16 protein-coding genes are annotated in these 25,076 nt (G+C 53.7%); 2 read left to right on the forward strand and 14 right to left on the reverse strand.

What is annotated here, in order from left to right:
* Positions 1–43: 43 nt before the first annotated feature.
* The 14 genes from KW808_RS13950 to KW808_RS14015 all read right to left on the reverse strand — a co-directional run bounded on the left by KW808_RS13950 (position 44) and on the right by KW808_RS14015 (position 22,265).
* Positions 44–1,609, reverse strand: coding sequence for a succinic semialdehyde dehydrogenase (locus KW808_RS13950; RefSeq protein ID WP_003862928.1), 1,566 nt, complete (start codon positions 1,607–1,609; stop codon positions 44–46).
* A 415-nt stretch (positions 1,610–2,024) separates the two neighbouring features.
* The gene (gene ppk2 / locus KW808_RS13955; RefSeq protein WP_003862924.1) at positions 2,025–2,924 is read right to left on the reverse strand and encodes a polyphosphate kinase 2; all 900 of its coding nucleotides are present in this window, start codon (positions 2,922–2,924) and stop codon (positions 2,025–2,027) included.
* 128 nt (positions 2,925–3,052) lie between these two features.
* Positions 3,053–3,190, reverse strand: a complete 138-nt coding sequence (locus KW808_RS13960) for a PorA family porin (RefSeq protein ID WP_003862922.1) — start codon at positions 3,188–3,190, stop codon at positions 3,053–3,055.
* Positions 3,191–3,275: 85 nt separating this feature from the next.
* The gene (locus KW808_RS13965) at positions 3,276–3,449 is read right to left on the reverse strand and encodes a PorH family porin (RefSeq protein WP_003862919.1); all 174 of its coding nucleotides are present in this window, start codon (positions 3,447–3,449) and stop codon (positions 3,276–3,278) included.
* Between the two features lie 558 nt (positions 3,450–4,007).
* The gene (groL, locus tag KW808_RS13970) at positions 4,008–5,654 is read right to left on the reverse strand and encodes a chaperonin GroEL (RefSeq protein WP_003862917.1); all 1,647 of its coding nucleotides are present in this window, start codon (positions 5,652–5,654) and stop codon (positions 4,008–4,010) included.
* Between the two features lie 207 nt (positions 5,655–5,861).
* Positions 5,862–6,044, reverse strand: a complete 183-nt coding sequence (locus KW808_RS13975) for a hypothetical protein (protein ID WP_003862916.1) — start codon at positions 6,042–6,044, stop codon at positions 5,862–5,864.
* Positions 6,041–7,252 (reverse strand): TRAFAC clade GTPase domain-containing protein, encoded by a 1,212-nt coding sequence (locus KW808_RS13980; protein WP_003862915.1) that lies wholly within the window; start codon positions 7,250–7,252, stop codon positions 6,041–6,043. Before KW808_RS13980 ends, KW808_RS13975 begins: the two co-directional genes overlap by 4 nt.
* Positions 7,249–8,214, reverse strand: coding sequence for a hypothetical protein (locus KW808_RS13985; RefSeq protein WP_003853745.1), 966 nt, complete (start codon positions 8,212–8,214; stop codon positions 7,249–7,251). Before KW808_RS13985 ends, KW808_RS13980 begins: the two co-directional genes overlap by 4 nt.
* The gene (locus KW808_RS13990; protein WP_034983199.1) at positions 8,211–10,196 is read right to left on the reverse strand and encodes a GAP1-N2 domain-containing protein; all 1,986 of its coding nucleotides are present in this window, start codon (positions 10,194–10,196) and stop codon (positions 8,211–8,213) included. The genes KW808_RS13985 and KW808_RS13990 overlap by 4 nt, the downstream gene beginning before the upstream one ends.
* The gene (locus tag KW808_RS13995) at positions 10,183–12,540 is read right to left on the reverse strand and encodes a SaeA-related protein (RefSeq protein WP_003862913.1); all 2,358 of its coding nucleotides are present in this window, start codon (positions 12,538–12,540) and stop codon (positions 10,183–10,185) included. Before KW808_RS13995 ends, KW808_RS13990 begins: the two co-directional genes overlap by 14 nt.
* Positions 12,540–15,341 carry a hypothetical protein gene (locus KW808_RS14000; RefSeq protein ID WP_003862912.1) on the reverse strand — a complete coding sequence of 934 codons (2,802 nt, stop codon included), beginning with the start codon at positions 15,339–15,341 and terminating at the stop codon, positions 12,540–12,542. The genes KW808_RS13995 and KW808_RS14000 overlap by 1 nt, the downstream gene beginning before the upstream one ends.
* Positions 15,342–18,935 (reverse strand): tubulin-like doman-containing protein, encoded by a 3,594-nt coding sequence (locus KW808_RS14005; protein WP_011015333.1) that lies wholly within the window; start codon positions 18,933–18,935, stop codon positions 15,342–15,344. It abuts the gene before it with no gap.
* Between the two features lie 40 nt (positions 18,936–18,975).
* Positions 18,976–21,657 carry a vWA domain-containing protein gene (locus tag KW808_RS14010; RefSeq protein WP_003862910.1) on the reverse strand — a complete coding sequence of 894 codons (2,682 nt, stop codon included), beginning with the start codon at positions 21,655–21,657 and terminating at the stop codon, positions 18,976–18,978.
* Complete coding sequence (locus tag KW808_RS14015; protein WP_003862909.1) at positions 21,651–22,265, reverse strand: hypothetical protein; 615 nt, start codon at positions 22,263–22,265, stop codon at positions 21,651–21,653. The genes KW808_RS14010 and KW808_RS14015 overlap by 7 nt, the downstream gene beginning before the upstream one ends.
* A 264-nt stretch (positions 22,266–22,529) precedes the next feature.
* Between KW808_RS14015 and KW808_RS14020 the strand changes: the two genes are divergently transcribed.
* Both KW808_RS14020 and KW808_RS14025 read left to right on the forward strand, forming a co-directional pair.
* Entirely contained in the window at positions 22,530–23,903 is a 1,374-nt protein-coding gene (locus KW808_RS14020) for a dipeptidase (RefSeq protein ID WP_003862908.1), read from the forward strand.
* 342 nt (positions 23,904–24,245) lie between these two features.
* The gene (locus KW808_RS14025) at positions 24,246–24,806 is read left to right on the forward strand and encodes a hypothetical protein (protein WP_003862907.1); all 561 of its coding nucleotides are present in this window, start codon (positions 24,246–24,248) and stop codon (positions 24,804–24,806) included.
* The last annotated feature ends 270 nt before the right edge of the window (positions 24,807–25,076 follow it).

Consider the following 25,076-nt stretch of genomic DNA (forward strand, 5'->3'; position numbering starts at 1 on the left):
ACAACAATCAGCCGGATCCTTAAAGCAAGGGTCCGGCTTTTTGCTACGGCAAAACTTTAAAGATTTTGCCCAGCTTTAGCGCTGTGGCCACGGTGTCTGAGTACACCTTTCGCGGCATTTTGGCCGGCCCACGCATAGACATCCAGCGCTGCTCCGCGATGTTTCGGATCTCCGCATATTTTGTAATTCCCTCCGCACCATGGCGGTGCCCCAGCCCCGACTGCTTCATGCCACCCAGAGGCGTGGACACGCTCGCCCACGTCGCGGCGTAGCCATCATTAATACCGATACCGCCAGCTTCCAGCTGGCCTGCAACAAGATTGCCGGTTTCCGACGACGCAAAGACGGACGCATTCAGGCCGTAGGGCGTGCCATTTGCCTTATCGACGGCTTCTTCCAGTGTGGCTACCTTTTCGATGAACACCACCGGCCCGAAGACTTCCTCCGTGAGCAGTGGGGTGCCCTCTGGGACATCCGCCAACACCGTGGGCTCATAGAAGAAGGGACCAATATCAGGGCGTGACTTGCCACCGCACAGCACCGTGGCGCCCGCAGCTTTAGCCTGATCAACAAAGATGCTCACCCGATCCAGCTGCGCCTGATTGATCAACGAACCCATCTCATATTTCCACTCAAATCCGGCACCAATGGACATGGCTTTCACCGCCTTGCTAAACCGTGCAACCACCTCCTCGTACACGTCTTCCTCGACATAAATACGTTCAATGGAGACACACAATTGCCCCGAGTTGGAAAAACACGCCTGCGAAAGCTCAGCTTCCACTTTGACCAGATCTGCATCCTTGGCCACAATAAGAGGGTTCTTTCCGCCTAATTCCGCAGAGAAACCCACCAAACGCTCGCCCATTGTCCGACCCAAGATCCGGCCCGTGGCCGTGGATCCAGTGAACATGAGGAAATCACACTGAGCTGCAATCGCACCGCCGACAACATCACCGGGACCGGTGACAACCTGCATCAAATCACGCGGCAGACCGGCTTCAATGAGCAGGTGCACCATGATCAAGCAGGAGAAAGGTGTCGCGAGGTCAGGTTTAGCCACCACTGCGTTTCCTGCCAGCAGCGCCGGAACAGCATCAGATACTCCCAAAGTTAAAGGGTAATTCCACGGCGTGATCTGCCCGACCACTCCCTTGGGCACATACTGTTGTGTGTTTTTCGTGATGATCGGAAGCGCGCCGGGGCGTTTCTTGTCATTTAAGAATTTACCCGCATTGTTGGCGTAGAAACGAGTCGTGATCGCAACATCCAACACCTCATCGGCAGCTGATGCGCGGTTCTTACCTGTTTCCAACTGCACGATGTCCATGAGCAGCTCACGGTTTTTTAACACCAGATCATGAAACCTCAGGAAGATCTTCTTCCGTTCCGCTGTTGTTGTGTGCACCCACTTCTTCTGGGCTGCCCTTGAAAGTGCAAAAGCATGCTCGACGTCTTGCTCATCACCATTGAACACGTATCCAATGACCTCGCCAGTAAAAGGCGCTTGTACCTCTACTTTCGCCGCTTGTTGGGTGTTTGCGGTCAAATCAAGCAGAGTCTGATGAAGTTCTTTAGGCAGCGGACCTAAAGGAAGACGTTTGATCATGGGCTTTTACCTTTGTTTCGCGTTCTGATGCTCGTGTGGTTCCCAGCTTATGCAGAATCCTTCACAGCTGATTTGAGACCCGCCAAAAAGTTGTCTACTGCCCATTTGGAGAATCCTGGTTCAATGACTTCCACCTGAGCTGGCAGTGGACGTGATGCGGCAACTAACCCAAAGTGAAAACGAATTGGACTTAGACCAGGAGCCACAAGACCATGCATTGGCTCGTCGTCGGATTAATGTGCCTTTGCCATGATGAAAAAATATGAGTTTTATCGCGATCCTCAGATCTGCCAGGAGATCGCAGCAGCATAGAACACCGAACTAGATCACAACCGATTGGGCTTACTTAAATAAAAAAACTCCCCAGCACCTTCTACTGAAAGGTACTGGGGAGTTTTTCACGCCCATCTAGCGACTAGTCACCAATCTGATCGCGCCCACGAAGCACAACCTTAGGGTCAGGCTCACCAACGAGCTCGTAATCCTTGTCGGTGTAATCAAACTTGGACAATACATAACGCATCGCGTTGATACGCGCACGCTTCTTGTCATTCGACTTGATGGTGATCCACGGGGACTCATCAGTGTCGGTGTAACGGAACTGCTCTTCCTTTGCGCGGGTGTAATCATCCCAGCGATCAAGTGAAGCCAAGTCCATTGGGGAAAGCTTCCACTGACGCACAGGATCAACCTGGCGGATAGCAAAACGGGTGCGCTGCTCTTTACGGGTCACCGAGAACCAGAACTTGGTCAAGCTGATACCAGAGCCCAGGATCATGTTTTCCAGCATTGGAACCTCACGCAGGAACTCTGCATGCTGCGATTCGGTGCAGAAACCCATAACGCGCTCCACGCCGGAACGGTTATACCAAGAGCGGTCAAAGAAAACGATCTCGCCAGCAGCTGGGAAGTGCTGAATATAGCGCTGGAAGTACCATGAGGTGGATTCACGTGGTGATGGCTTCTCCAAAGCGACGGTACGGGCACCACGAGGGTTCAGGTGTTCGTTGAAGCGCTTAATGGTGCCACCCTTACCAGCGGCGTCACGCCCTTCGAACAAAATGATGTGGCGCTGGCCAGTTTCCTTGGTCCAGTTCTGCCACTTCAGCAGCTCGATCTGGAGGGAGCGCTTGACCTTCTCATAGTCTTCGCGGGTGACGCGCTCTTCATAAGGGAAGTCTTCGCGCCAGGTTTCAATGGGGGTTCCATCTGGACGCAGAAGTACCGGATCATCTTCATCCGAGTCATCGACAACGTAGCCTTCGATTTGGGCAAGGTCGATAACTGGAAGATCATTTTCGTTGGTTTCAGCCATGATGGGAAGTTTACTCACCATTGACTAATTCGGCGTGCCAAAGGGGCGTCTTTCTGGTGGCAGATACGAAAAAACTCTGATCCATATGGATCAGAGTTTTTGAAAACTTTGCCCGTGGGCGAAGTTAATTAGCCAAGCAGACCGATGAGGTCAGCAACTGCGCCAGCCCAGTCAGCGGAGTCGCCGAGGAAGCTGAAGACGGAGCCGATGAGTCCGGTGCTGGAAAGGACGGACAGGTCGCCGAGGAACTCGAAAACGTTTTCCATTTTAAATTCTCCTATTAAGAGTTTAGATGAGGGGGAAAGGTGAGTGGCCGTGGATTTTTAACCAATCAGCCAAATCGGATTTCTCTTAGGAAGAGAAGCTATCCAGGTTATCGCCGGTGGTGTCAGCGAGAACTTCGAAGTTTTTGAAGAAGTTAAGGATGGAAGTCAGCAGGGTTGGGATGTCCTGCAGAGCGGTTCCGATGTTGCCACCGAAGGTCTCGTAGTTGCCGAGGGTTTCCTTGAGAAGGGAAAGATCCATGAGAAATCTCCTTGAGAGGACCAGCAAAGAAAGCTGGTGATGGTTGCCAGTTTGCTGACGCCCTCAGGACGTCACTCAATTATTCAATCACATTTTGACAACACGTCAAGGCGAATCAGGAAAGTTTCCCAGCGTGCTTTTCAACCAAACTCAGCAAAGAATTATTTGACGATTTTCCCGTAAATATATCTTGACCTGCAGAAATGTTAGATATTTAAGTGAACAGGGAGAAAACTTTCCAGCTAAACCCCATGAAGGTGTAACACTACTTAACAACGGCTCGATTAAAGCGAAACTTTAAAAAAGCGATTGTCATATACACCCTAATGTGGGGGTAATTTACACCATTGACTAAGTGGGGTGGTCGAAAAAATGGTGTGCAATTAGTCGTTTTTAACAAGATTTGAGATGTCTTACAGGTTAACGGAAGGTTGCCGTGCATGTCACCTTACGCCCCTCCGAAGGGGTGGGGAGACGTCGAAAAGCAATATCTTTTGACACGCAAAAGCCCTCCCGCAAAGCGTGCGGAAGGGCAATTGAGGTGCGCGAATGAGGGGCTTAGAAGCCGCCCATGCCGCCCATTTCGTCTGCGCCTGGCATGCCAGCTGCGCCTGCAGGCTGTGGCTTGTCAGCAACGACAGCCTCAGTGGTCAGGAACAGAGCTGCAATGGATGCAGCGTTCTGGAGGGCGGAGCGGGTGACCTTAACTGGGTCGTTGATGCCCGCAGCCATGAGGTCGACGTACTCGCCGTTTGCAGCGTTGAGGCCCTCGCCCTGTGGGAGCTGGGAAACCTTGTCAGCAACAACGCCTGGCTCGAGGCCAGCGTTAGCAGCGATCTGCTTCAGTGGAGCGGTCAGAGCCTCGCGGACGATGCGAACGCCGGTTGCCTCGTCGCCGGAAAGCTCAAGATCGTTGTCCAGGACGTGAGCAGCCTGCAGCAGCGCTACGCCACCGCCTGCAACGATGCCCTCTTCAACAGCTGCCTTAGCGTTGCGGACTGCGTCCTCAATGCGGTGCTTGCGCTCCTTGAGCTCAACCTCAGTTGCAGCACCAACCTTAAGAACTGCAACGCCGCCGGCAAGCTTAGCCAGACGCTCGTTGAGCTTCTCACGGTCGTAGTCGGAATCGGAGTTCTCGATCTCAACGCGGATCTGGTTAACGCGACCCTCGATCTGAGCCTCAGAACCTGCGCCGTCAACGATGGTGGTGTCATCCTTGGTGACAACAACCTTGCGTGCCTGGCCTAGAAGTGGCAGATCAGCGGTCTCGAGGGAGAGGCCAACCTCTTCAGAGATGACCTGGCCACCGGTGAGAACAGCAATGTCCTGCAGCTGAGCCTTACGGCGGTCGCCGAAGCCTGGAGCCTTAACAGCAACAGACTTGAAGGTGCCACGGATCTTGTTGACAACCAGGGTGGACAGAGCCTCGCCCTCGACGTCCTCAGAGATGATCAGCAAAGGCTTGCCGGACTGCATGACCTTCTCCAGCAGTGGGAGCAGGTCCTTGATGTTGGAGATCTTGCCGGAAACCAGCAGGATGTAAGGATCTTCCAGAACAGCCTCGAGGCGCTCCATGTCGGTTGCGAAGTAACCGGAGATGTAGCCCTTATCAAAGCGCATACCCTCAGTAACCTCGAGCTCAACACCGAAAGTGTTCGACTCTTCAACAGTGATGACGGAATCCTTGTTCAGCTTGCCACCGCCAACTGCGTACATTGCCTTAGCAATCTGTGCGCCGATAGCTGGGTCAGCTGCGGAGATACCAGCGGTAGCAGCGATCTGCTCCTCGGTCTCAACTTCCTTCGCAGCCTCGAGCAGCTTCTCAGTTACCTGAGCAACAGCCTTCTCGATGCCACGCTTGATGCCCATTGGGTTAGAGCCAGCAGCAACGTTGCGCAGGCCTTCCCGAACCAGAGCCTGTGCCAATACGGTAGCGGTGGTGGTGCCATCGCCCGCGACGTCATCAGTCTTCTTAGCGACTTCCTTGACCAGCTCTGCGCCGATCTTCTCGTAAGGATCCTCAAGCTCGATCTCACGTGCGATGGTGACACCATCGTTGGTAATGGTTGGGGCGCCCCAAGCCTTTTCCAAAACGACGTTACGGCCCTTTGGTCCCAAAGTAACCTTAACAGCGTCAGCCAGGGTGTTCAGTCCCTTTTCTAGGCCACGACGTGCTTCCTCATCAAAGGCGATGATCTTTGCCATGTGTTTGTGCTCCTGAAATATTTGTAGGACGACACTCACGTCTTCTGCCCGGTAGGCGCCCGCGACGGCACGGTTAGTGAGTGTGGACCAACCTCACCCACCAAGCAGTTGATGATCAATATTGGCACTCTGATTAGTTGAGTGCTAACTACTTTTCTAGCACTCAAGGGGTGTGAGTGCAAGATTTTATAGCTTCAAATGCCCTAATCAGATACGTGACCAGATAAAAACCATCACGAGCACAATAATTACGGCTGCCGCAATGCCAGTGCCGATCCACAACATCGCAGAACGATTCCGTGCCTTTCGCCTGGCTTGTCGCTGCGCCTCAAACTCTTCCTCAGCGCGAACCGCATCAAGCCTCACGCCTTCGGCATGCTGAAAACTCATTTAAACCACCTCAGGAATCCACGTTTTTTAGGTTCTTCAACCGGGGCCTCCTCGGCTACCGGCTGGCTGGTCGGGGCAGGTTGGGCAGGCGGGATATTGCTTTTCGACGTCTCCAGCCCCTCTAGAATCCCAATTTCCGAGAACAACTCTCTCAACGGATCCAGGCAACGAAACGGTGCGATACCGCTTCGATTAATCCGATCACCTTCAGGACTTGCACCCAGAGGAGACACCGCGAAGCACTGGAACGGATAAGCCTCTTCACCAGCTAGGGGCTGATTGAACTGGTTCAGCAAATGCGTCGCATCCAAGCACTGCAGCATGCTTCGAATTTCCAGATCCAAAATCTCGCCAGCAACGCGATCATATGCACCATCAAGCGGAGCACTGTCCCTGCGGAAAGTTGCACCAAAGTTGCTCATCACGCGCTGCCAATTCACCATGTTTGCTCCTGCATAGTGCAGGTGATCTTGGTTCACTTCAGCTAGCTGCTGCATGGTGTCGAACTTAGACATGCACAGGGAAATCTTAGGGCGATAATCCGGTCCCAACACTCGGAGCACGTTTCTTAAGACAACCATCGGCCCATCAGTGTCCACCTCATGAGTGGGGACTGAACCTTCCAACATCTGTCGGATTCGTGGAACAGACATGGGATCAAACAGAAAAAGAATACGGTCCGCGTTTTGGAAAAACGCTAGTTCGTCTTCACGAGCCGAAAAATTCTCTTCCTGCAGATCTTCGCCTGCCACATCCCTAAAGACTAAAAAGAGTCGCTGCTCTGGATGATTCGAGGTTGAAATATCAAAGATCAATGGACGCTGCTGATGTGCATCAGGAGCCGATGCTGGCGGAGTAGGCGGAAGCAATCCCATCTGTTCAAACAGTGGCTTCTCGTATTTTTCCTGGTAAATCCGGCGGGTGTGCTCATCGGCGTATAAAAATGATCCACCGTTGGCAACGACCAGTTTGCGCAGCAGCTTCACGATCACCGCAATGTACATACTCTTGCCCGATGACCTGTCACCTGCCATTGCGAAAGTCAGAGTTCCGGAATTTTGCCACCCGTCTGGCAGGGTCGCATCCTGGACCGTCGCATCAACAAAAGGTGATGAGGTCGCTTCTGGATCCGGCAGCACTTGGAAAGTGAAAGGACACCGTGTGGGGAGCAGACCAGTGGAGGGTGGGTAAACATCAGGAGCGGTCATGTCGTTGGATCCTCTCGTCGTGCAACCGAAGTCAACGCGTTAAACATTTGGTGGACAGGTCCAGCGAGAAGACGCTGATCATGATTTTTAATAGCGTTAATCAGCACTGGATCGAAATAGGTGGTGCTGGTTCCATGTTCCACCAAGGGTTTCCGAGAACTCAAAACATGCAGGTTGTTGGAGAGTTTTAAGATCTCGGCAGGAATGTCATCAGAGATCACCACCAGCGCATCGTCTGGGGAAATCTGGTGCAAATCCGAATTCCACCCCACTTCCCTCACCGGCGCGTACTTTTCCGAAAGCTTGCTGATCTCCTCCGGATTAGCGACACGCACTTTTGGATCCGTAGCGCTACTGGTCATCACATGGATGGAGCGTCCCTGGCTCACTACTGATAAAACACCAGTGGCGAAAGAACACATGAGATCAAAGGTCTCGCGGCTGGTGCTTGCTTTCATCGACGCCGTCTTATCGACCAACACGGTGACATTAGCTCGAGCAATATCAGCTGAGCCGTCCTTATCAATGGTGCGTCCCAACGCTGATCGAACTGCCGAAGCCTCAGAGTCCAAAGAACTGTCATTGCTCACATCGCCAGCCTGCATGCGAATGATGCCCTGGCTTGGGAAAACGTTAAGAATCGGGATGGAGCGTAAACCACCGATAGGATACGTTGGAAGCTGCAGCGTAGTTTCTTGGCGCCCAGCCTCCTGAATCACCACAGTTACATACAGCTTGGTTCCCGAAGGGAATTCTCCCCGATCGCCATCAGGAAACACCGTGACCTCGGTATTTCCTTGAGGATTACGAATCCACCACGTATTGCCACGTCGGTTGGTTTCTGTGGAAGGAACCTCTACCCGGAATCCTAAGTCCTCGCTGAGATCAAATTCCAGACGTGCAGAAAATCCCTCGCGTGGTACGTCATAGGTCTGGTTGGAATCCAGTCGAATCACGTTCATGACCGCATGTCCTTTCCAATATTATTCCGGCTAATTGCTCTGATGATAGCGCGCGCCATCTCAGTAAAAATCTGGTTAACATCCCTAGACCGGGACACTTTCTTATTGATGACATCTTGGTCGATATAGCCGAGATATTGCTGTACTGCTCGAGCATTGGTGAGAATCGACGGCAAATCCTCTCGGGCAATCTGCTCACCATATTTCTCGAATCGTCTAATGTCTTCCGTTCTGCCCTCTTGAAGAGTTAACTGCACGAAACTAAGAACAGAATCGACCGTGAGAGTAGTAAAAGCCCTGTAGGTATCTTCGTCGCCGATCAAAGCGACTCCAAAATACGCCCGCAAAAGATCCCACATGAAGTGGCTTCTACCAGTTTGAACAGACGCACCCGCAATGATTCCTGCAAAGATCTGCTGAGCTTCATCGCTTCTCGTCCAGTCTTCGATGTCTGGCAAAGACCGATCTCTGCTGAAGTTCGGAACGATATGGTCCAAGACGATAGCCGCAGGTGCTCTGTTCCTAGCATCGCGTTCTGCGTCCACGAGTAGTTCCCTCAAGCGAGGGTGCGCATCCTCGGTGAACTTAATGTGTCGCCAGTTGTCCATCGCTGGAAAGTCTGAAAAACTACTCCGAAAAAAGGGATCCGAAGCATTAATGCTTGTCGCAAGCTCAGTTTTCAAAAGGAAATCCAAATAGGCAACAAGATCCTGTGCCGGCGAATCATGAAGCTTCTCAATGCTGTTGATCGCCTGCTCTGACATATTGATGATCCTGCGCCGACTATCCGGCAATCGCCTCAGACTTGGCCAATCTTGTGATTCTGATGCTCTCCGAGGATTGTGAACTACCTCAGATGCACGCGCCCAAATTGCATTGGGGTTTGGTGCCGGAGCGACAGGCCCCACCTTAGGTGCTGGCTTGTCTGGCACCTTTCCAAACATATGCTGATCAGCAAGTACGCGAAGCGGGTGCGTGCCGGAAAAACGGCCATTCCGGATAAATCGCGCTAAACCGTCTCCAAATTGAGCAAGTTCCTTTTGGCTATTATCCAGGTTCTCGTTGGCACGAATCAGCCCTGCGACAAGTTCATCAGCATCAAAACCGTCGGAGAAGAGCCCTTCTGTCATTCGGGACCAGGATCCCTGCGGGCCAAAAGGTTGGCTCTGTGGAATCTCCGGATCGATAATCACAATCCCTGAATGCTCCGCCAACAATTCACGATCAATTCCTGGGACCACAAACAGAGAACGAGCCTCCATTGATTTATCTGGAGCTGGCAAGGTAGCAGCACGCTCAAAGGTTGAGAAGTGCAACAGACGCCGGGCTTCATTCGGAGTCAATGTAGAAGACAACGCTTGAAGCCAATATGCTGCCTCGTTAGTGCTGTTCAGAACCAAAACAGCAGCTTTATCTCCAGCTTGGAGAGCATCTTGAAGCTGGTAGAACTGCTGTCTGCGATCGCCAAACATGCTGTCGATCATCATCCACGACAAGGACAGATCAGTGATGGGGCCAATTCTCGGCTCGCCTGCATCCAAAGGGAGCTCGGCAGCGTTGACCGCGGCTGCACGAAAAGGGGTCAGCAAATCAGGTGAACGGTACAGGGAAATGGGATAAACAGACTCCAGTGGGCTTTCCAGATCCCCATCAAATACTGCATGGGTGAACACATTTCCTGGACGTCCAGTGGCATCTTTACCTGCAGGAACAGACTGCATGATCAACGATCGGCCTGCCAAAGGACGGTACTCAAACCTCCTCGGCAACGCATCGATATCTTCTGATGAGATGAAATCATCAAAAGGCGTCACCGTTTCAATATGAGTGGGCGCGACCTCCGCGATAAATTGGAGGTCTTCTTTAGTGGCCTGAGCAGACCAAGTTCCCACCTTCCACCCACCCCTACCTGCAGTTCCTCTAAAGGACGCGTAGGTGACATGAGTCCATCTCAAGGCCACGGGCAACTCACCTGCTTCCACCAATCCACGTTCCCAGATTCAGCAAGGAGGGAGCGGGATCGATTAGAGCTTTCACATGAACGTCATCGGACTCTTCTTGGTGGATGAATAGGCGAAGATAGCTAGTTGGTGGAAGGCTAGCAATCTTAGGATCGATCTCCCAGTATTCAACTTCCGGTTCTTGCTCAGATCGTAAAGATGAGGAACTAATGCCAGCTAGAAGATCAGCATACTGCTGCCCTCCCCCATCATTGATGATCTTTCGAGTCATCACTTCTTGACCATCTTCTGGTTCAAGCGGGAGACGGGACGGGTGAATCCTCAAAGAGAACTGGTTGAACTGATTGTTTGGTCGCTCGCTGTAAATAGAAAGGAACAAACGGTTATTCATCAAATGCAGTTTGTAACTGAATTTGTCTAGACCTCGGTACTTGAGGATCTCAGGCTGTCCCCAAATCTGGCGTCCTTCATAAACTCGGGAGGCAAACAGCGCAACATCGCCGGCACCAGGCAGTTTCACCCGCATGCCGCCTTCCTCCTCGTAGGCTTCCCTATGGATGGAGACAAGACTAGAACCTGGGGTGTCGGCAGTTGGTCCTACTGAATGACCTGAACCGGGCTCGCCAAAAACAGCAGTGACTTCGTGTGCTTCTTCAGGCCAACCAAAAGTGAGCAATTGGTTATTCACCCGCTCGTACAGCTTCGGACGGCTAATCTCTCCCACCCGAACTCGTGAATAGGTTTGTCCAACTTGAGCTTGGTTGCCCACAACATTGACTGGGGTGAGGAAGATCGAATACCAATCTTCAGGCCACACCACATTGCAGGAGGTCTTGGTGTCCTCCAGGTCATTGGCCCAATCTCTTCGCGCCAGGCCAAAGCTTTCCAGTTGGTCTGTTTCAATCGCGTTGAACTGCAGGTCGCTTTCTGGTGCTTCCTGAGTTCGGTAAATCCAGACTTCACCAGAGTGAGGAGCATCCCACGTCACGTCAAAACTCGTGCTGAATCCGTCGAAACGCTCTTCGATCGAAATTGGCACCTCGACGACCTCAGCTGGGACGTCGATGACGAACTCCTCTGACGGCGCCGAGCCGACCAGCTTTCCGTGGATTTCCGCAAAACGGCGCGCGACAAACTTGTACTCCCGGCCGCGGTGCTGCGGATGGAAACGGAATCCCTGGAAGTTGCTTTTATCAGCGGCGATCTCATTTCGAGACGCCGTGACCAGGCGTTCATTGCTCGGAGCTGCGTAGACAGCAACTCGGTGGGTGTGTTCAGCAGGAGCCCACTGCCCCTTCACCTCAGAACCTGCCACCGACAACTCAATGTTGGAAACTGGGTTGATAAACACTGATTCCCCCACCAATTGCGGTTGGGAATTCACTGCCGAGGACTCCGTAACACCCTCGTACATCCACACCTGATACATGCGATAAGCAGTGGTCAAAGGCTCCTGATCCACCCAATGGGTGCCCACGGTACTCACTCGGTGCTCCGCTAAATCAGGATCCTGCTCAAACGCCATCTCATCACTAACAATGCGGAAAACCCGAGATGCATTGATATAAGACTCCGGCGCATCCCACTCCAGATCCAACCCACCCGTGAGGTTTGCTGTAATCCGGAGGAAACCACCGTGAGCCTGCTTGACCTCTGCAAAGCCATCAAGTCGTGCGAACTCATAGTCCTGCCAATTGCGGATATCACGATCAATTGATTGAGCTTCAGCACTTGCCGAACGATGTGATCCGGTGTTTTGGCGTCGTCGACGTGGTGCAGGGGTTGGATCAGCCATAGGCTCAGGAGTCGGCTCTGGTTCCGGCGTAAATTCCGGAGTAAATTCCTGCTCAGGCACTAGCTCAGGCTCTGGATCCAGCACTGGTTCTGGCGCTACTACCTGCTCAAATACCTGCTCAGGCACCTGTGCTGGCTCTGGAACAGCATGCACAGGCTCCGATTCCAGTTCCGGTTCATACTCAGGCTCATCAATCACTTCCGCGTAGTGATAATCAGCTGGCTCATCGTCGTAGAACTCTGCGTCAACGGGTGTGTCTTCGAGCGCGTCCACGGAAGCATCTTCAGGTTCAAAGTGCTTATCAAAATCAAGGTCAGGGGTGAACATCGCTGCGTCGGTGCCCTGCTCAATGACGTGAAGGGTGCCTACTTGGACGTATCCCAGGACTCGTCGAAGGGCTGTCGCCCACACGAGAAGAGCTGGGTAGTCGCCGCCAGGTTTGAGCTGGTCAGGGTCCTTAGCGGTGGCGAGTAGTTCCTCGTCGGTGGGGAGCTGATCTTCGTTGAATTTTGTGCGGGCAATGTCACGCCAGGTTTTAAACGCACTGAGAATTTGGTATTCGCTAGCCATTAAAACTCTCCCGTACCTGGTAGTTCTGGCCGCTTGTGAGATTGGTTTCCGCGGTCAAGGAACGGCGATTCAGCGGGATTCTCTGAGCGGAAGTCTTCATTGGTGGGCATTCTGTCGAACAAGGTTGGATCAAAGGTTGTTTGTTGAGGTCGGACAAATGAGATGTCAGCGTCTTCGGCGGGTTCACTGATTTGGAGCAGCACTTCGCTGATTCCGATGGCATCTGATTCGTTTTCTTGTGGCTGGTACATGCACAGGGAAGGATCCAGGCTGAGGATGCCTTTCACGCGACCTTTTTCGCTGGCGATTTCGCCGTTGAAGAAACCAACAGTTACCAGGTCTTTTAGTGGTTGTTGGTATGGTGCGTCGACCTTTTCGCCACCGCGATAGATCTGGAGTGAATTCAAAATACCGGATCGAACTTCATGGCTTTCCTGCGAGAGTTGCAGGGTGATGTCATCCCAGATCTGCACGCTGCGATCTGTTTGGCGGAATTTTTCGCCGGTCACGAAATCCGACAATCTGGCTAGATCACCGTAGGAGCCTTCGCCGGTGCTGCCAAAAAGGGTGCGTTCATTGACGCTGTTTCCAGACTCCGCTGCCAAGGCATCTGATGCGGAGTTCAGCGCAGCCATTACCCGTTCGCTCACCCATCCCTGCTGGTATAGGTCTCGGCGGAATTGTCTGGTCAGTTTCTCCACGGCATCTGAATCAGGAATAGCCTCGGCGAAAATGACTGAATCTGGCATCGAGTTAATGGGGATCGGTGATTCCCTGCGGGCTCGTTCAATGTTGCCGAAAGGTCGTTCCAGCAGTGCACCCATAATCTTGGATACAGATAGGAACTGTTGGTAGCCCACTTGAATGCGGAGCTGTGCCTGCTGCGAAATCTTCAAGTTCTTTTTCGCAGCATCAAGCTCGGTGACTAGGTCTTTACGCAGGTGAGTAAATCGAATTTCATCGCGAGTCTCAAAAATACATTGCGCAATCCAACAAATCAGCCAGATACCAAACCAAATTCCGAAGAATTTCCACTTGAAAGCGGTGTCTGTCGCAGCGAAACTTACAGCCCAGCGACTGATGTCCATTGGAGTTTCAGCCAAGTAGTATTCTGCAGCCCACCACACGCCAAAGATGGCCGCGGACCAGAACGATACCCAACCCAACCAGCGGAAAACTCGGGATCCTAAACCTGTTCCATCGAAGGATTTTCCTTGTTGGGACAGGCGATTAATTTCTTGATTCCACCACTTTTCCTGAGATTCCATCTCCAGTTGGAGATTTTGCAGCCCAGATCCCACGAAGTAGGCAAAACTCTTCGAGTTTTGGTCTTGCCAGCGCTTGAATTCGCCAATAACCTGGCCCATTCCGCGCTGCCCGCGGTCGCTTTCTTTTGCTAATCGACGCTCAAACTCAGCGACGCCTTCCAGGTCGTACGGGGGCACTTCTTCGACATCGACAGCCACTTTGACCTCAACGGGCAGCCCATCACCATAGTTAGTTTCCGGGCCTGGGATAACGTCAGCGCTTCGTCGTGCAACAACCACTCGTTGGGATTGTCCAGTGTGAACGACCGACGGGGTTCTCATCCCGTTTTCACCGTAAGCAATTGCGCGAGGCTGAGCATCAAGAAGGCTCATTGCGGTGTTGGCATATGCTTGCCACAGTTCTTGAAGATCAGCGGCATATCTGATTTTGAGGTCCTCAGACTGCACTGCCCTCTGGTTTTTGTTTCCACTCAAAGCAGACGCAGTGACACGATCACCCACGCGAGTACCCGAACCGGAATTGCCGTAGATACTTGCTTGAAGTGCATCTTCTGCGAAGGTCTTTGATTCAGCAGAAAACTCAGCAAAGAAGCGGTTCGGTGTAGTCACCATCTTCTTGATCCAGACGCTGAAGAACTGCTTAACTACCGCACTTCCAGAAATCGTCTTCGTTTTCTCAACATGAGCTGCAGCTTCTCCACCGATCAGTGGAGTTCTGAACTCATCAAGAATTTCCTGAGCTGCTTTTTGGGCGAAGGTATCCGGATTTTCTGCGTACTGCGCAGTGCGCTCCTTACCTGGAATGTCCAAGCGAGGAAGCGGGTTTTCCGCGGTGCTGAGAATCTTCTCCTTGAGACGAGCCTGAACTGCTTGGCCGTCAATTCGCCTGTAAAAAGACCTCACCAAACGAAAGCTGGAACCTTTCGCAGGCACGAGCTGTTCGATTGGTGTGGATGTGCTGCCTTCCCACAGTCCGTACAAGCTGGCGATATTAGCCACGCAGTGCAGGGTGAAACGGTGATCGCTGAAACCATGACGGTAGGTCACTGTTGCCGTGCCTGGGCTGTGGCTATCTTCAGGTGCCAGCATCAGGTTCACATAACCACGAAGAATTGGAAGTTCCTCATCAAGTGGGGCAGCCACCGCACCGATCATCACGTTGGATCGGTGAATTTGGTGGTGTGAACAGACACTGTCGATGATCCCAACCAATGGGTTAAGTTCTTCTGCATGAAGCATGCCTTCGCTGCCATCAATGACGTTGATGACACCGATGTGAAGCTTGGTGGTTCGTGACCGGGACACCAACTCATTGAAAGGTCGTCGCTGAAGCTCCGGAAGACCGTCTTGGTTGGTTGCCAAGTGGGTGACTTCAGATGAAGACTCGTGGAAACTATCGGCATCAATCCACACCAGGTTGCGGACTAGGCCGGTTTCTGCGAAGTCTTCTAGGGTCTGTCGGATCCCTTCAGCGGTCAGACCCCTCCCCAGAAACACCGTCAAAATGGTGTCCTGCGAATAGGCGGCGGACATTTAGAACTCACCCTCACCAGGTAGAGAAGGTCCTGAAGAAACGTCGCGGCGAGCTACGTTCATGTCAAAGACCTGTGCTGATGGTGGACCTGCAGCCAAGCACTTTTCCAGGATGTCGATGATTTCTTGGGTGCCATCAAAAACATCGGCTGCAAGGTCAGCAAACACTGGAATCTGTGCTGCTAGTTCACGATCCTTGACGTCGCCAAATGGACGATCAGCGGTGGTGAACAGACGGCCTTGGCGAAGCTTGTCGCTTGGGACGTAATTTTGCGAGATCTCGTTTTGGCGCTGCAGGAAGTTCTTCGCAGCCTCAAAACGTGCAGCTGGGGTGACACCAGCTTCGGTTCCTGGGATCTGGAGGACGTTTCCAGCCATGCGGTTGCCGTCGAAAAGCCAATCGTGCAGCAGCTTCTCACCGCGGGTGGTGCGTCCTGGCAAGGATGGGCTCGCAGCATCATCCCACAGTTGGCGGAGCTGAATGTAAGGCTCGACGGATTCAAAGACAGGACGCTCGCCTGCCCGTGCCCATGCCAATGATGCTGATTCCAGAAGGTTTGGCAGCCAATCGAGGCTTCCACGGAAACGGGACACTGGGGTGAGCATTGGGGTGGAGAAGTTGATCCACGAATCAGACTTCTCATCGTAGATCTGCACTGGAGTGGTATCCGCAGTGTCCAGAGTTGCGGGGAAGAATACTCGTCCGACCAGACGACCGATGTACCAACCCTTGACCATGGCGTTGCGCTCTAGGTCTGTCATTGGAAGTGCAGCAGTCAAAGGACGAGTACGGCGGCCATGCCAGAATTCCGTGCGATCGCCGGTGATCTGACGCCACTGCTTCTCGATTGGAGGCAGCAGGGAGTCAAACACGATCGGCGCGTAGTTGGGGTAAGAGCCGAAGATATCAATAGAACGCTCTTCACCTTGGGAGACCAAAGCCTTGCCCAGTGGCTTGGAAATATCTGCTGGTCGGTGGTTCGGGTAATCACGAACTGCCTGTTCCAGGCTGGATCCAAGCTCATCGCCGGCAAATGGGATGCGAGAGAAGTTGAAGTTGTAGCGGACTTCATCGCCGTAAAGCGCACGAACCAGTTGAGGGTTGATCTGCGCCAATGGAAGCGCGTAGGTCATTGCCTCACTGAACTTGCTCAGCACCTGCTGACGGCGCGCGCGACGCTCGTGGTCTGCCAAGCCCGGCGCGGTGATGAATTCACGCAGTGAGCTGGCGATGAACTGCTGGAAGGAGAAACCGGGGCGGCGGATGTACTGGCGGGAGCGCTCGAGTACTTCGCCGGTATCAATCTTCAGCTCAAAGCGTGCTTGCTTAGGGTCGCGGAGGCTTCCCGAACCGGACGGATCCCTGGTCAGGTCACGGGCAACCCATACGTCGATGAGGCGGATGAGATCGCGTGGTGCTTTTTCAGAGCCGGACTTGGATTCCCACACACCGCTGACTACTCGAGTTGAGGCCTCTTGCAGGGCGCTCGAGTAATCGTTTTGTTCGTTGATGTCATCGGTGGACGAGCGGACGTGTGCTTGGAACTGCTCCGGGAAGGAGGCGACATCGGTCAGGAAGACTTCGTTGGCTGCCTGACTGAAACGTGACGGGACGGTGGTTTGAGATTCATCTGGCCACAGTGCTGGAACGTTGGTTTTCAGCTGGGAGATGCCCAGGTTCACATCGTTGGTGAGCTGGTAGTCCTTTTCTAGGGAGTGGTGCTCACGTTGGATGGTGCGCTGAAGTGGGTAGATGAAGTTTTTGAGGAAATCGTCCAGAACCGAAGCCATGTGGTCCGCAATGTATTGCACTGCGCGGGTGTGTAGTTGACCAGTGGATCGTGACACGATTTCCTGGATGTAGCTGTCAGAATCGTCGATCCTGCCCTTGCTGTTGTCCAGTTCACTGCGGCTGACATCGTCTAGTTGAACAGCCTCAGGTGCACGGTTGTTTGCCAGATCAGAAAGCTGTCCGATGAGTTGGTTTTGGATTGTGGCGCTGAGAGATTCGATCACGCTGACGCCGTAAGGAACGCCCAGTTTTGCGATCTCATCACGAAGCAATTCGACTACTCGGCGCTGCAACACATCAGCACTGGCCCAGTCGGCGACACCCATGTAGAGCTCATGGCGGGAGTCGTTATCAATCATCTGGCTGGATGATTGGAAAGCACGCTGGACATCCCCGAGCCATTCACTTCCGCGCTGGCCGTTAGCTGCAGGAATTTGGCTCTTGATGATTGCTTTCATACGCTGGGTCCAGTTTTCAATCATCTGGTTGAAACTGTGGAAAATCCAGTCCCCTGCCGGCGCGTTGACGGGCAAAACGTCGCTGAGGTTGCCCATCAGCGATGGACGGTTGTTCTCGAGTCGCTTTTGAAGCTGCTGGTCAGAGGCCGCATCATTGCTTGGATCAAAGTGTCCCTTGAGCAGACGATCCACGGCAGAGCGTGCCAGTCGCTGGGCGGCGTATTCTGCGTAGCGATCACGACCCATGGATAGTTGTGAGTAGCCGTAGCTGCCCCACGGAATGTTCTTAGCTTCCTGTGCACCCCATGCGTACTTGCTCTGATCGGCACTTCCGCCACCACGGTTGCCGAGGGTGAATTGCTCGAAGTTGTCCATGGACACTTCATCAGCCATCAGAGCTGCAAGGCCACGGCCGAGTGCGCGGTAGACGGTATCTGGCTTGCCATCACCAAGCAGAGCACCGTTTTCACCGGAGCGAATACCCACTGGGAAGATACGTCCAACTGGGATGGAGTCATCGCCAACAGAAACACCCAAAGCGTTAAACAGTCGGGCATCTTCTTCGGAAGCTGCACCCATCTGTGCTGCTGCGAGCTCGGCAAACATGGCCAGCGCGTTTGGGTTAGTTCCGGCAACCTGGTCTGGGGAAAGCTGGGAGAAGATATCCGGGGTCACCATAAACAGTGAGCTCAGACCCACTGCGTTGCCTTCAAGACCGGTGAGCAGGCGGCAGATATCTAGAGCCATCGAAGCACCGGCGCCACCAGCCATGGAGGAGACAACGAAGATAATTGGCTGCTCTTTAGAGGTTTCACCACTGGAAACAGACGTGCCATACAGTGCAGAACGAAGGTCAGCGAGCTCACGCTCAGTCTCACCGCTGAACAACACATCCCATGATTTACGTAATTCAGCCTGAATTTCCTGAAGTCGGCTCAGGATCAACATACGGCCAATGGAGCGGTACTGGCCCGCACCTTTACTAATTGGGGTGGTTTCAGAATCAGGGTTTCGAAGCGCCCATGAAGAAACGCCACCCAACGCGCCCCTGGAGGAGAGCTGGTTGGACACCGCAGTATCAACGGTGGCATAGCGATCCGAGGAACCACAGGAAATATAACGTCCACCGGCTTCTGGAACATTCGGAAGGTTCGGGCCGGGGCTTTCTGGGGAGGTCGGAACATCCACCGACACGAACTGCCACGCACCAGGAAGTTTTGCTTCCTTTGGATTTGGGTAACGCTCGGGAAGACTATCCGCCAGGGTGGTCTTGAGCTGGTCCATCATATAAGCGAGCGTTTTGGCACCTGAACCACCACAGCCGACAACGAGAACTTTCTTCATGTGTAAATCCTTAAGTTAGTTTTTAATCGCAAGTTACAGGTTATCGCGCGCCGAAGCCGCCGCTGGAACCAAATCCACCATTTGTGTCGTTGGATCCGCTACCGGAGCCAAAGCCTCCACCATTGCTGGAGCCGAAACCACCACCGGAACCACTGCCAAAACTAGGAGCTTGCTTTTCGACGTGGCCCTGCGCGGCTGGGGCGCGCGGTGGAACCTTTGCGGGCTGGGAGGTCGCGGCGTCGTCAAGCAATTTTTGTAGTTCGCGTGCCCTATCAGGGGCTTTGCTGGTGATATCTGCGATCATGCGGTCGATTTGGCCCTGCTCGAGCGGCAGGTTTGTCAGTGCGATGAGTTCCATCTTGGAAGGGTCAGCGCCGCTTGCAGTGAGGAACCAATTGCCTTGGACCGCCAGCGGGAGTTTAGCTTGTGTGCCCTTTTGTTTGCCGTCGAAGCTGATCGACGGGTCGGTCTGCACGATCACTGCAGGAGACGCAATCGGGTTCAGCTGGAAGCGCTGGACTTTAAGTTTGTGGCCTTCCACATTGAAGGTGTCTCCATGAACAACGACCTGCTTGGTGGCGGTGGTTTGCGATGCGAGATCAGGCATAGTGCTGCCCGCATAGCGCAGAGCTTCACCGGAGAATTCCACTGGAATGCGCACGCCACTCATCGCAGAGGACGGAACCTTTGCGGAGAGGAAACGCACAATATACAAAATGAGCAGCGGAATCAGGAGGGAAAGCAAAAGGGCCAAAATGAATGCCAATGCGAAAGTGGAGGCGTTAATGGGAACGCTCAACGTGCCTTCTGTCGGCAGATCCACGCTGGTTTCATTGGCGCCCTCAGCGTTGGAGATCTGGAGTGGAATCGAGCCGTTGACCAGTCCGTCACGAAGATCGCTCACGGTTAGTTCAACAGGAATCGTGCCCTGCTCATCCAGTCCGAGCACCAAAGCATTATCTGGGCTGTCGAAAGTACTTGATGCTGCAATGCCGTCCACGCCGTCTGGAAGCACTCCGCTGAGCTGGGTTCCCGGTGCAATCCATACCTTGCCGGGGCCGGTGATGGGGATGTCTACGGTAACAACGTCCTCATCCGCTGTGAAGCGAACCGACGCTGGCAGCTGAGGCATATCGCGCTGAGTGATGGTGATGCGCGTGGTGTTGAGAATTGGGCTCAACGTGGTGCCGGGGAGATCATCGACGCCTGCGGTGGTGATCGTGGTGCGGGCTTCCACCGTGCCGATGGCTGGGAGCTGCGAAATCGTATCCAGCGGGAAGCTTAATTCGCCACCAGAAATATCAATTCCTTGAGCCAAAGGGGTGAACTCGCCGGTGTCTGCGCGGGTGAAACCAAGATCGACCAGCGCGGACCCCTCAAGGATGCGTGGCTGACCATCACGGCCCACCAGCTGCATATTCAGCTGCTGATCATCGCGAAGGTTAAGTGCACCTGACGTCGAATCACCGCCACTGAACACAAGCTGGAGGTCAGGCTGGATTTCCACTGAGTTGAATACGCGTCCATCAACCGCTGCAGGATCAATTCCTTGGAACTGAATCTGCCAGACACCCTTCCAATCCCCACCTTGCTGCAGGTTGAGGGAACCATCAGCCATTTTTACTGGACTGCTTTCGGCTTCCCAACTCACGTCAGTGCTGTTGGCGACGCTGCTTCCAGAATCTTTGAGCTCAACCGTTTCGCCGTTGGGCGCGGTGAGCACCAAGTGGGCGTTCGGGCCGAGATCATCCTTGGCGATCGCAGTGAAACGCACAGAGTTCACCGAGTTGTCCAGGGTGAAGCTGAAAGGATCACCAGCTCGGGTTTCACCAATTGTTTCACCACCAATCGCAAGGGCTTCACGGAATGCTGCGAAAAGTCCGCCCACGTTATCTGCTGGGAAGAATGCACCGTTAGCTGGTTCGACACCACATGTTCCGCCACCTGCGGTGGTTCCGCGCAGCAGGCTGAAATCAGATGGGTTGGTAGGTGCCGATAAACCGATGCCGATGTGGGTGATGCCAGCACTGCGCAGTCGATCGGTGACGCCACCTGGCGCGCACAGTGCTGCTTCTGCAACATCGGCGCCTTCTTGAGCGGTCAGTGCTCCGTCGGTGAAGGTCACCAGCATGCGGCAGGCGTCCTCAGAGCCGGACCTAGTGAAGTCCTGGTAAGCGCCCTCAATCGCGGAGGCGTAGTTGGTGTACTGCTCCTGGGTGCGGTCAGCGAAGCGGGAGATTTCATCTTGTACTCCGCCAACGGTGGAGGCATTTAGTTGCGTCCATGCTCCGTAATTGTCTGGATCAGTGGCACCAGATTTGTACGTCTGGCCGAAACCAGCAACACGGATGCGGGTGTTCAGATCGCCATCGCTTTGCTTGGCTAGAAGCTCATCCACAAAGCTCTGTGCTGCAGGAACACGGTGGTGCTGTGCATCCGCGCCTGGTTCATTGGCATTGACCACGCCGTCACGAGCTTCATGGATCAAGGATTCTGTCTCATCGATCATGATGATGACATCAAGAGCGCCTTTATCAGCGATGCAGGCACCCAGGTTGCTCAAAGAACCTGACGCTCCGGCCTCAACTGCAGGTGGTTCCTGCGCCAACGCACTAGGCGCGAGGCTTACCAAAGCGCCAAAAAATAGCGCTGTGGCTGCAGCAACAACGCCTCTGGCAAAACGGGGTACATTCACGGTTTTAGAGTTCAACGTGTTCACCATGACTGCTTTCCTACCCACAGGGCAATATCCAAGGCCGACCACACAACAGCAAACACCAATAGGACGGCTGTCGCAGTAAAGAGCGCTTTCTTCCACGGCACTTCTGTATAAAAGCCTGTCGACTTTCGCTCATTTACTGCTGACATGTACTTGCCGATGGACAGCACGCTCAAAATTCCTGCCAACACCCACGCAATTCCAGCAACGATGAGAAAAAGATTATCGGTGGCCACTGGCGCACCGAAGGTAATCCACGCATTGAGTCCCAGGCTAATCAGTCCTAAAACTAGGCCCGGAAGAATCCATTCAGTGGGTGCCGATTGAAGGCGCCCACCAGCTCTTTTTCGCCCCGATGAGCGCCCCGGCGCTGGGCTTTCTGCAGCCTTTGGCGTCGAAAAGCCCGATGGGTTTGACGTTGATCCGGCCGGGGTAAACCCGCCAGTTGAACCGCCGAACGAGCCATTCGATGAACCCCCAGAGAAACCGCCTGAAGAGCCACCAAAACCACTGTTTTGGGAGCCTCCACCGAAACCTGATTGCCCGCCTGAAAATCCGCCAGAGGAAGAACCAAACGTTCCCCCGGGTGGTTGGGTAAATCCTTGTGACATCAGCTACTCCGCACGTGAATAATTGATCGAAACTCTAAAGCTGCCAAGTTTCCATGAGATATGCCTTCTTCTCTGACATTTTCCTGTTTGATTAATATAACGCACGGGGTGGACACCGCTCTCGTCCTAATCCATAAACGAAGTAGAGTTTTCGAACACTTCAACGCTGCCCCTCTATGCTGCTCCTAGTTACACCTGCACAAATAGCGGTTTTTCTCACGCATTCTGCATCGAGTCGGGTCGACGTATATAAGGTGGAAAGGCATGACCCAATTCGAAAACGCGCAAGTACTTAAAGAGAACATCGAAAACCAACGCGAGCAGATCTTTACCCAGTTGAAAGAAATTGTGTCTTTCAACTCCGTGCACAGCGATCCAAACCTACTGGAGGACTACGCCGGCGCGAAAGAATGGGTAAAAGAAACATTGACCAACGCAGGGCTTACCGTCAGCGAATTCGCTGCCGAAGATGGAACCACCAACTTCATCGGCACACGCAAGGGCTCCGAAGGTGCACCAAAGGTACTGCTGTACAGCCACTTCGACGTTGTCCCATCCGGCCCTTTGGATCTCTGGGACACCAATCCTTTTGAACTCACCGAGCGCGACGCTGGCCACGGCACCCGCTGGTACGGCCGCGGCGCCGCTGACTGCAAGGGCAACCTGGTCATGCACCTCGCAGCACTGCGCGCCGTCGAAGCCAGCGGCGACACCACACTCAACCTCACCTACGTGGTCGAGGGCTCCGAGGAAATGGGAGGCGGAGCGCTCAGCGCGCTCATCAAGGACAAGCCTGAGCTTTTCGACGCAGATGTCATCTTGATTGCAGACAGCGGAAACGCTTCCGTGGGCACCCCAACCTTGACCACTACCCTGCGCGGTGGCGGACAGGTCACCGTCACCGTGGACACCCTTGAAGGCGCTGTTCACTCCGGCCAGTACGGTGGCGCTGCCCCAGATGCTGTTGCTGCTCTCGTGCGCGTTCTGGATACTTTGCGCGATGAACACGGACGCACCGTCATCGACGGGGTCAACACCACCGCAAACTGGGAGGGCGAGCCTTATGATCCAGAGACTTTCCGCAGCGATGCCGGCATCCTCGACGGTGTAGACATCATGGGCGACGGCGACAACCCAGCAAGCATGCTGTGGTCCAGGCCTGCAATCTCCATCACCGGATTCACTTCCACCCCAGTGACAGAAGCACTCAACGCAGTGCCCGCAACGGCGTCCGCCAAGCTAAACCTTCGCGTGCCAGCAGGCCTGGAAGCAAACGATGTGGCCGAGAAGCTGAAGCAGCACCTGATCAACCACACCCCTTGGGGCGCAAAGATCACGGTGGTGATCGATGACATCAACCAGCCGTTCTCCACTGATATCACCGGCCCTGCAATGTCCACCCTGGCGTCCTGCCTGAGCGCTGCGTACGAGGGCAAGGATCTTGTCACCGAAGGCAGCGGCGGATCCATTCCACTGTGCACCGAACTGATTGAGGTCAACCCAGAAGCAGAATTGGCACTCTACGGTGTGGAAGAACCCCTCACCGTTATCCACTCCGCTAATGAATCTGTTGACCCCAATGAGATTCGCGATATCGCCACCGCAGAAGCATTGTTCCTGCTCAACTACACCAAGTAGACCCAAAAGCAGGCATTAACACTGCCACCTTTGCAAAATTAACCACCCCCTGATGGGGTGGTTTTTTCATGAGCTGATAAAAGTGTCTTGATTCACTTTGTGATAACGGTTACCATAGCCATCGTGACTAAAAACATTGACCTTAAGCGAGTAGCCAAGGCTACGTACCCTACTGCGGGATAGATGGACTGGCTCCCCGCACTAGGGAAGTAGTCGTTAATCAACACCAAGAAGCTTAAGAGTCGGTCCTCCACCTAACAGGATCCTTCACACCCCTCTTTTCAATATCTAGAAAAGACCGATCCGCCCAACATCTTTTTCATGACCCAAAGGACCGTGTCAATGTCTCTCTACACCCGTACTCAAAACACCCGTCACTCCACCATCATCGAGTTCCGCCGCGAGCAGACTCGTAATCACACGATGGAGCCAATCCAGTCCGAGCCACGGATCTACGCTGACGATCCTTTCCGTGCACGCTTCGGACACCAACTCCCCCGCGGACTTCGCGAAGAAGCACGCGGCATGGAATGGCGCACCTTCACCAACACCTACGCACCAACCGGCAACCTGCGCATCAGCAACCTCGAGTCCGAGGCACGCCGCGGAGGAATGTTCCACTTCAACGCAACCCTGATCAACAACTGCCAGGGCGAGCGCACCACCACCGACGCTCACATCATGGCAACCGGCCCAGTTTCCGCATGCACCAACTTGCTTGCCGACGCCGGCCGTCGCGTTGAAATCCTCGAATTCCACCAATTCGACATCTTTGAAGCAACCGTCACCTTCATCTACACCTGCAACAACGTTTCCCGCACCTGGGCAATGGGCTTCGGCGGTACCCCTGAGCAGTCCGCTGCTTCCGCAATGAGCTCCGCAGCTCACTTGCTCTACGGATAGGTTGCAATAACATTCATTCCCCGGGAGCCTTGAGGGCATCCGGGGAATTTACTATTTTCCATAAATCTTTCACCTACCTGCTACAACCTGTTGAGCTGCAGCAACACTTGGCAAGCGTGCGCAATAGCCCCCAATATATACAGTGCAATTCGGATTTCCGTTGGGATCTCAGTCAAGACACAGGTAGACTGCCCCTGTATTGGTCGCGCCCTGTGCGACGCCGACTGAGCTTTAAAAGTGTTTCTCAGTTGACAGACTTGGTTTCTTAAT

Source organism: [Brevibacterium] flavum (genome assembly GCF_019317305.1).
GTDB classification, from domain to species: Bacteria; Actinomycetota; Actinomycetes; order Mycobacteriales; family Mycobacteriaceae; genus Corynebacterium; species Corynebacterium glutamicum.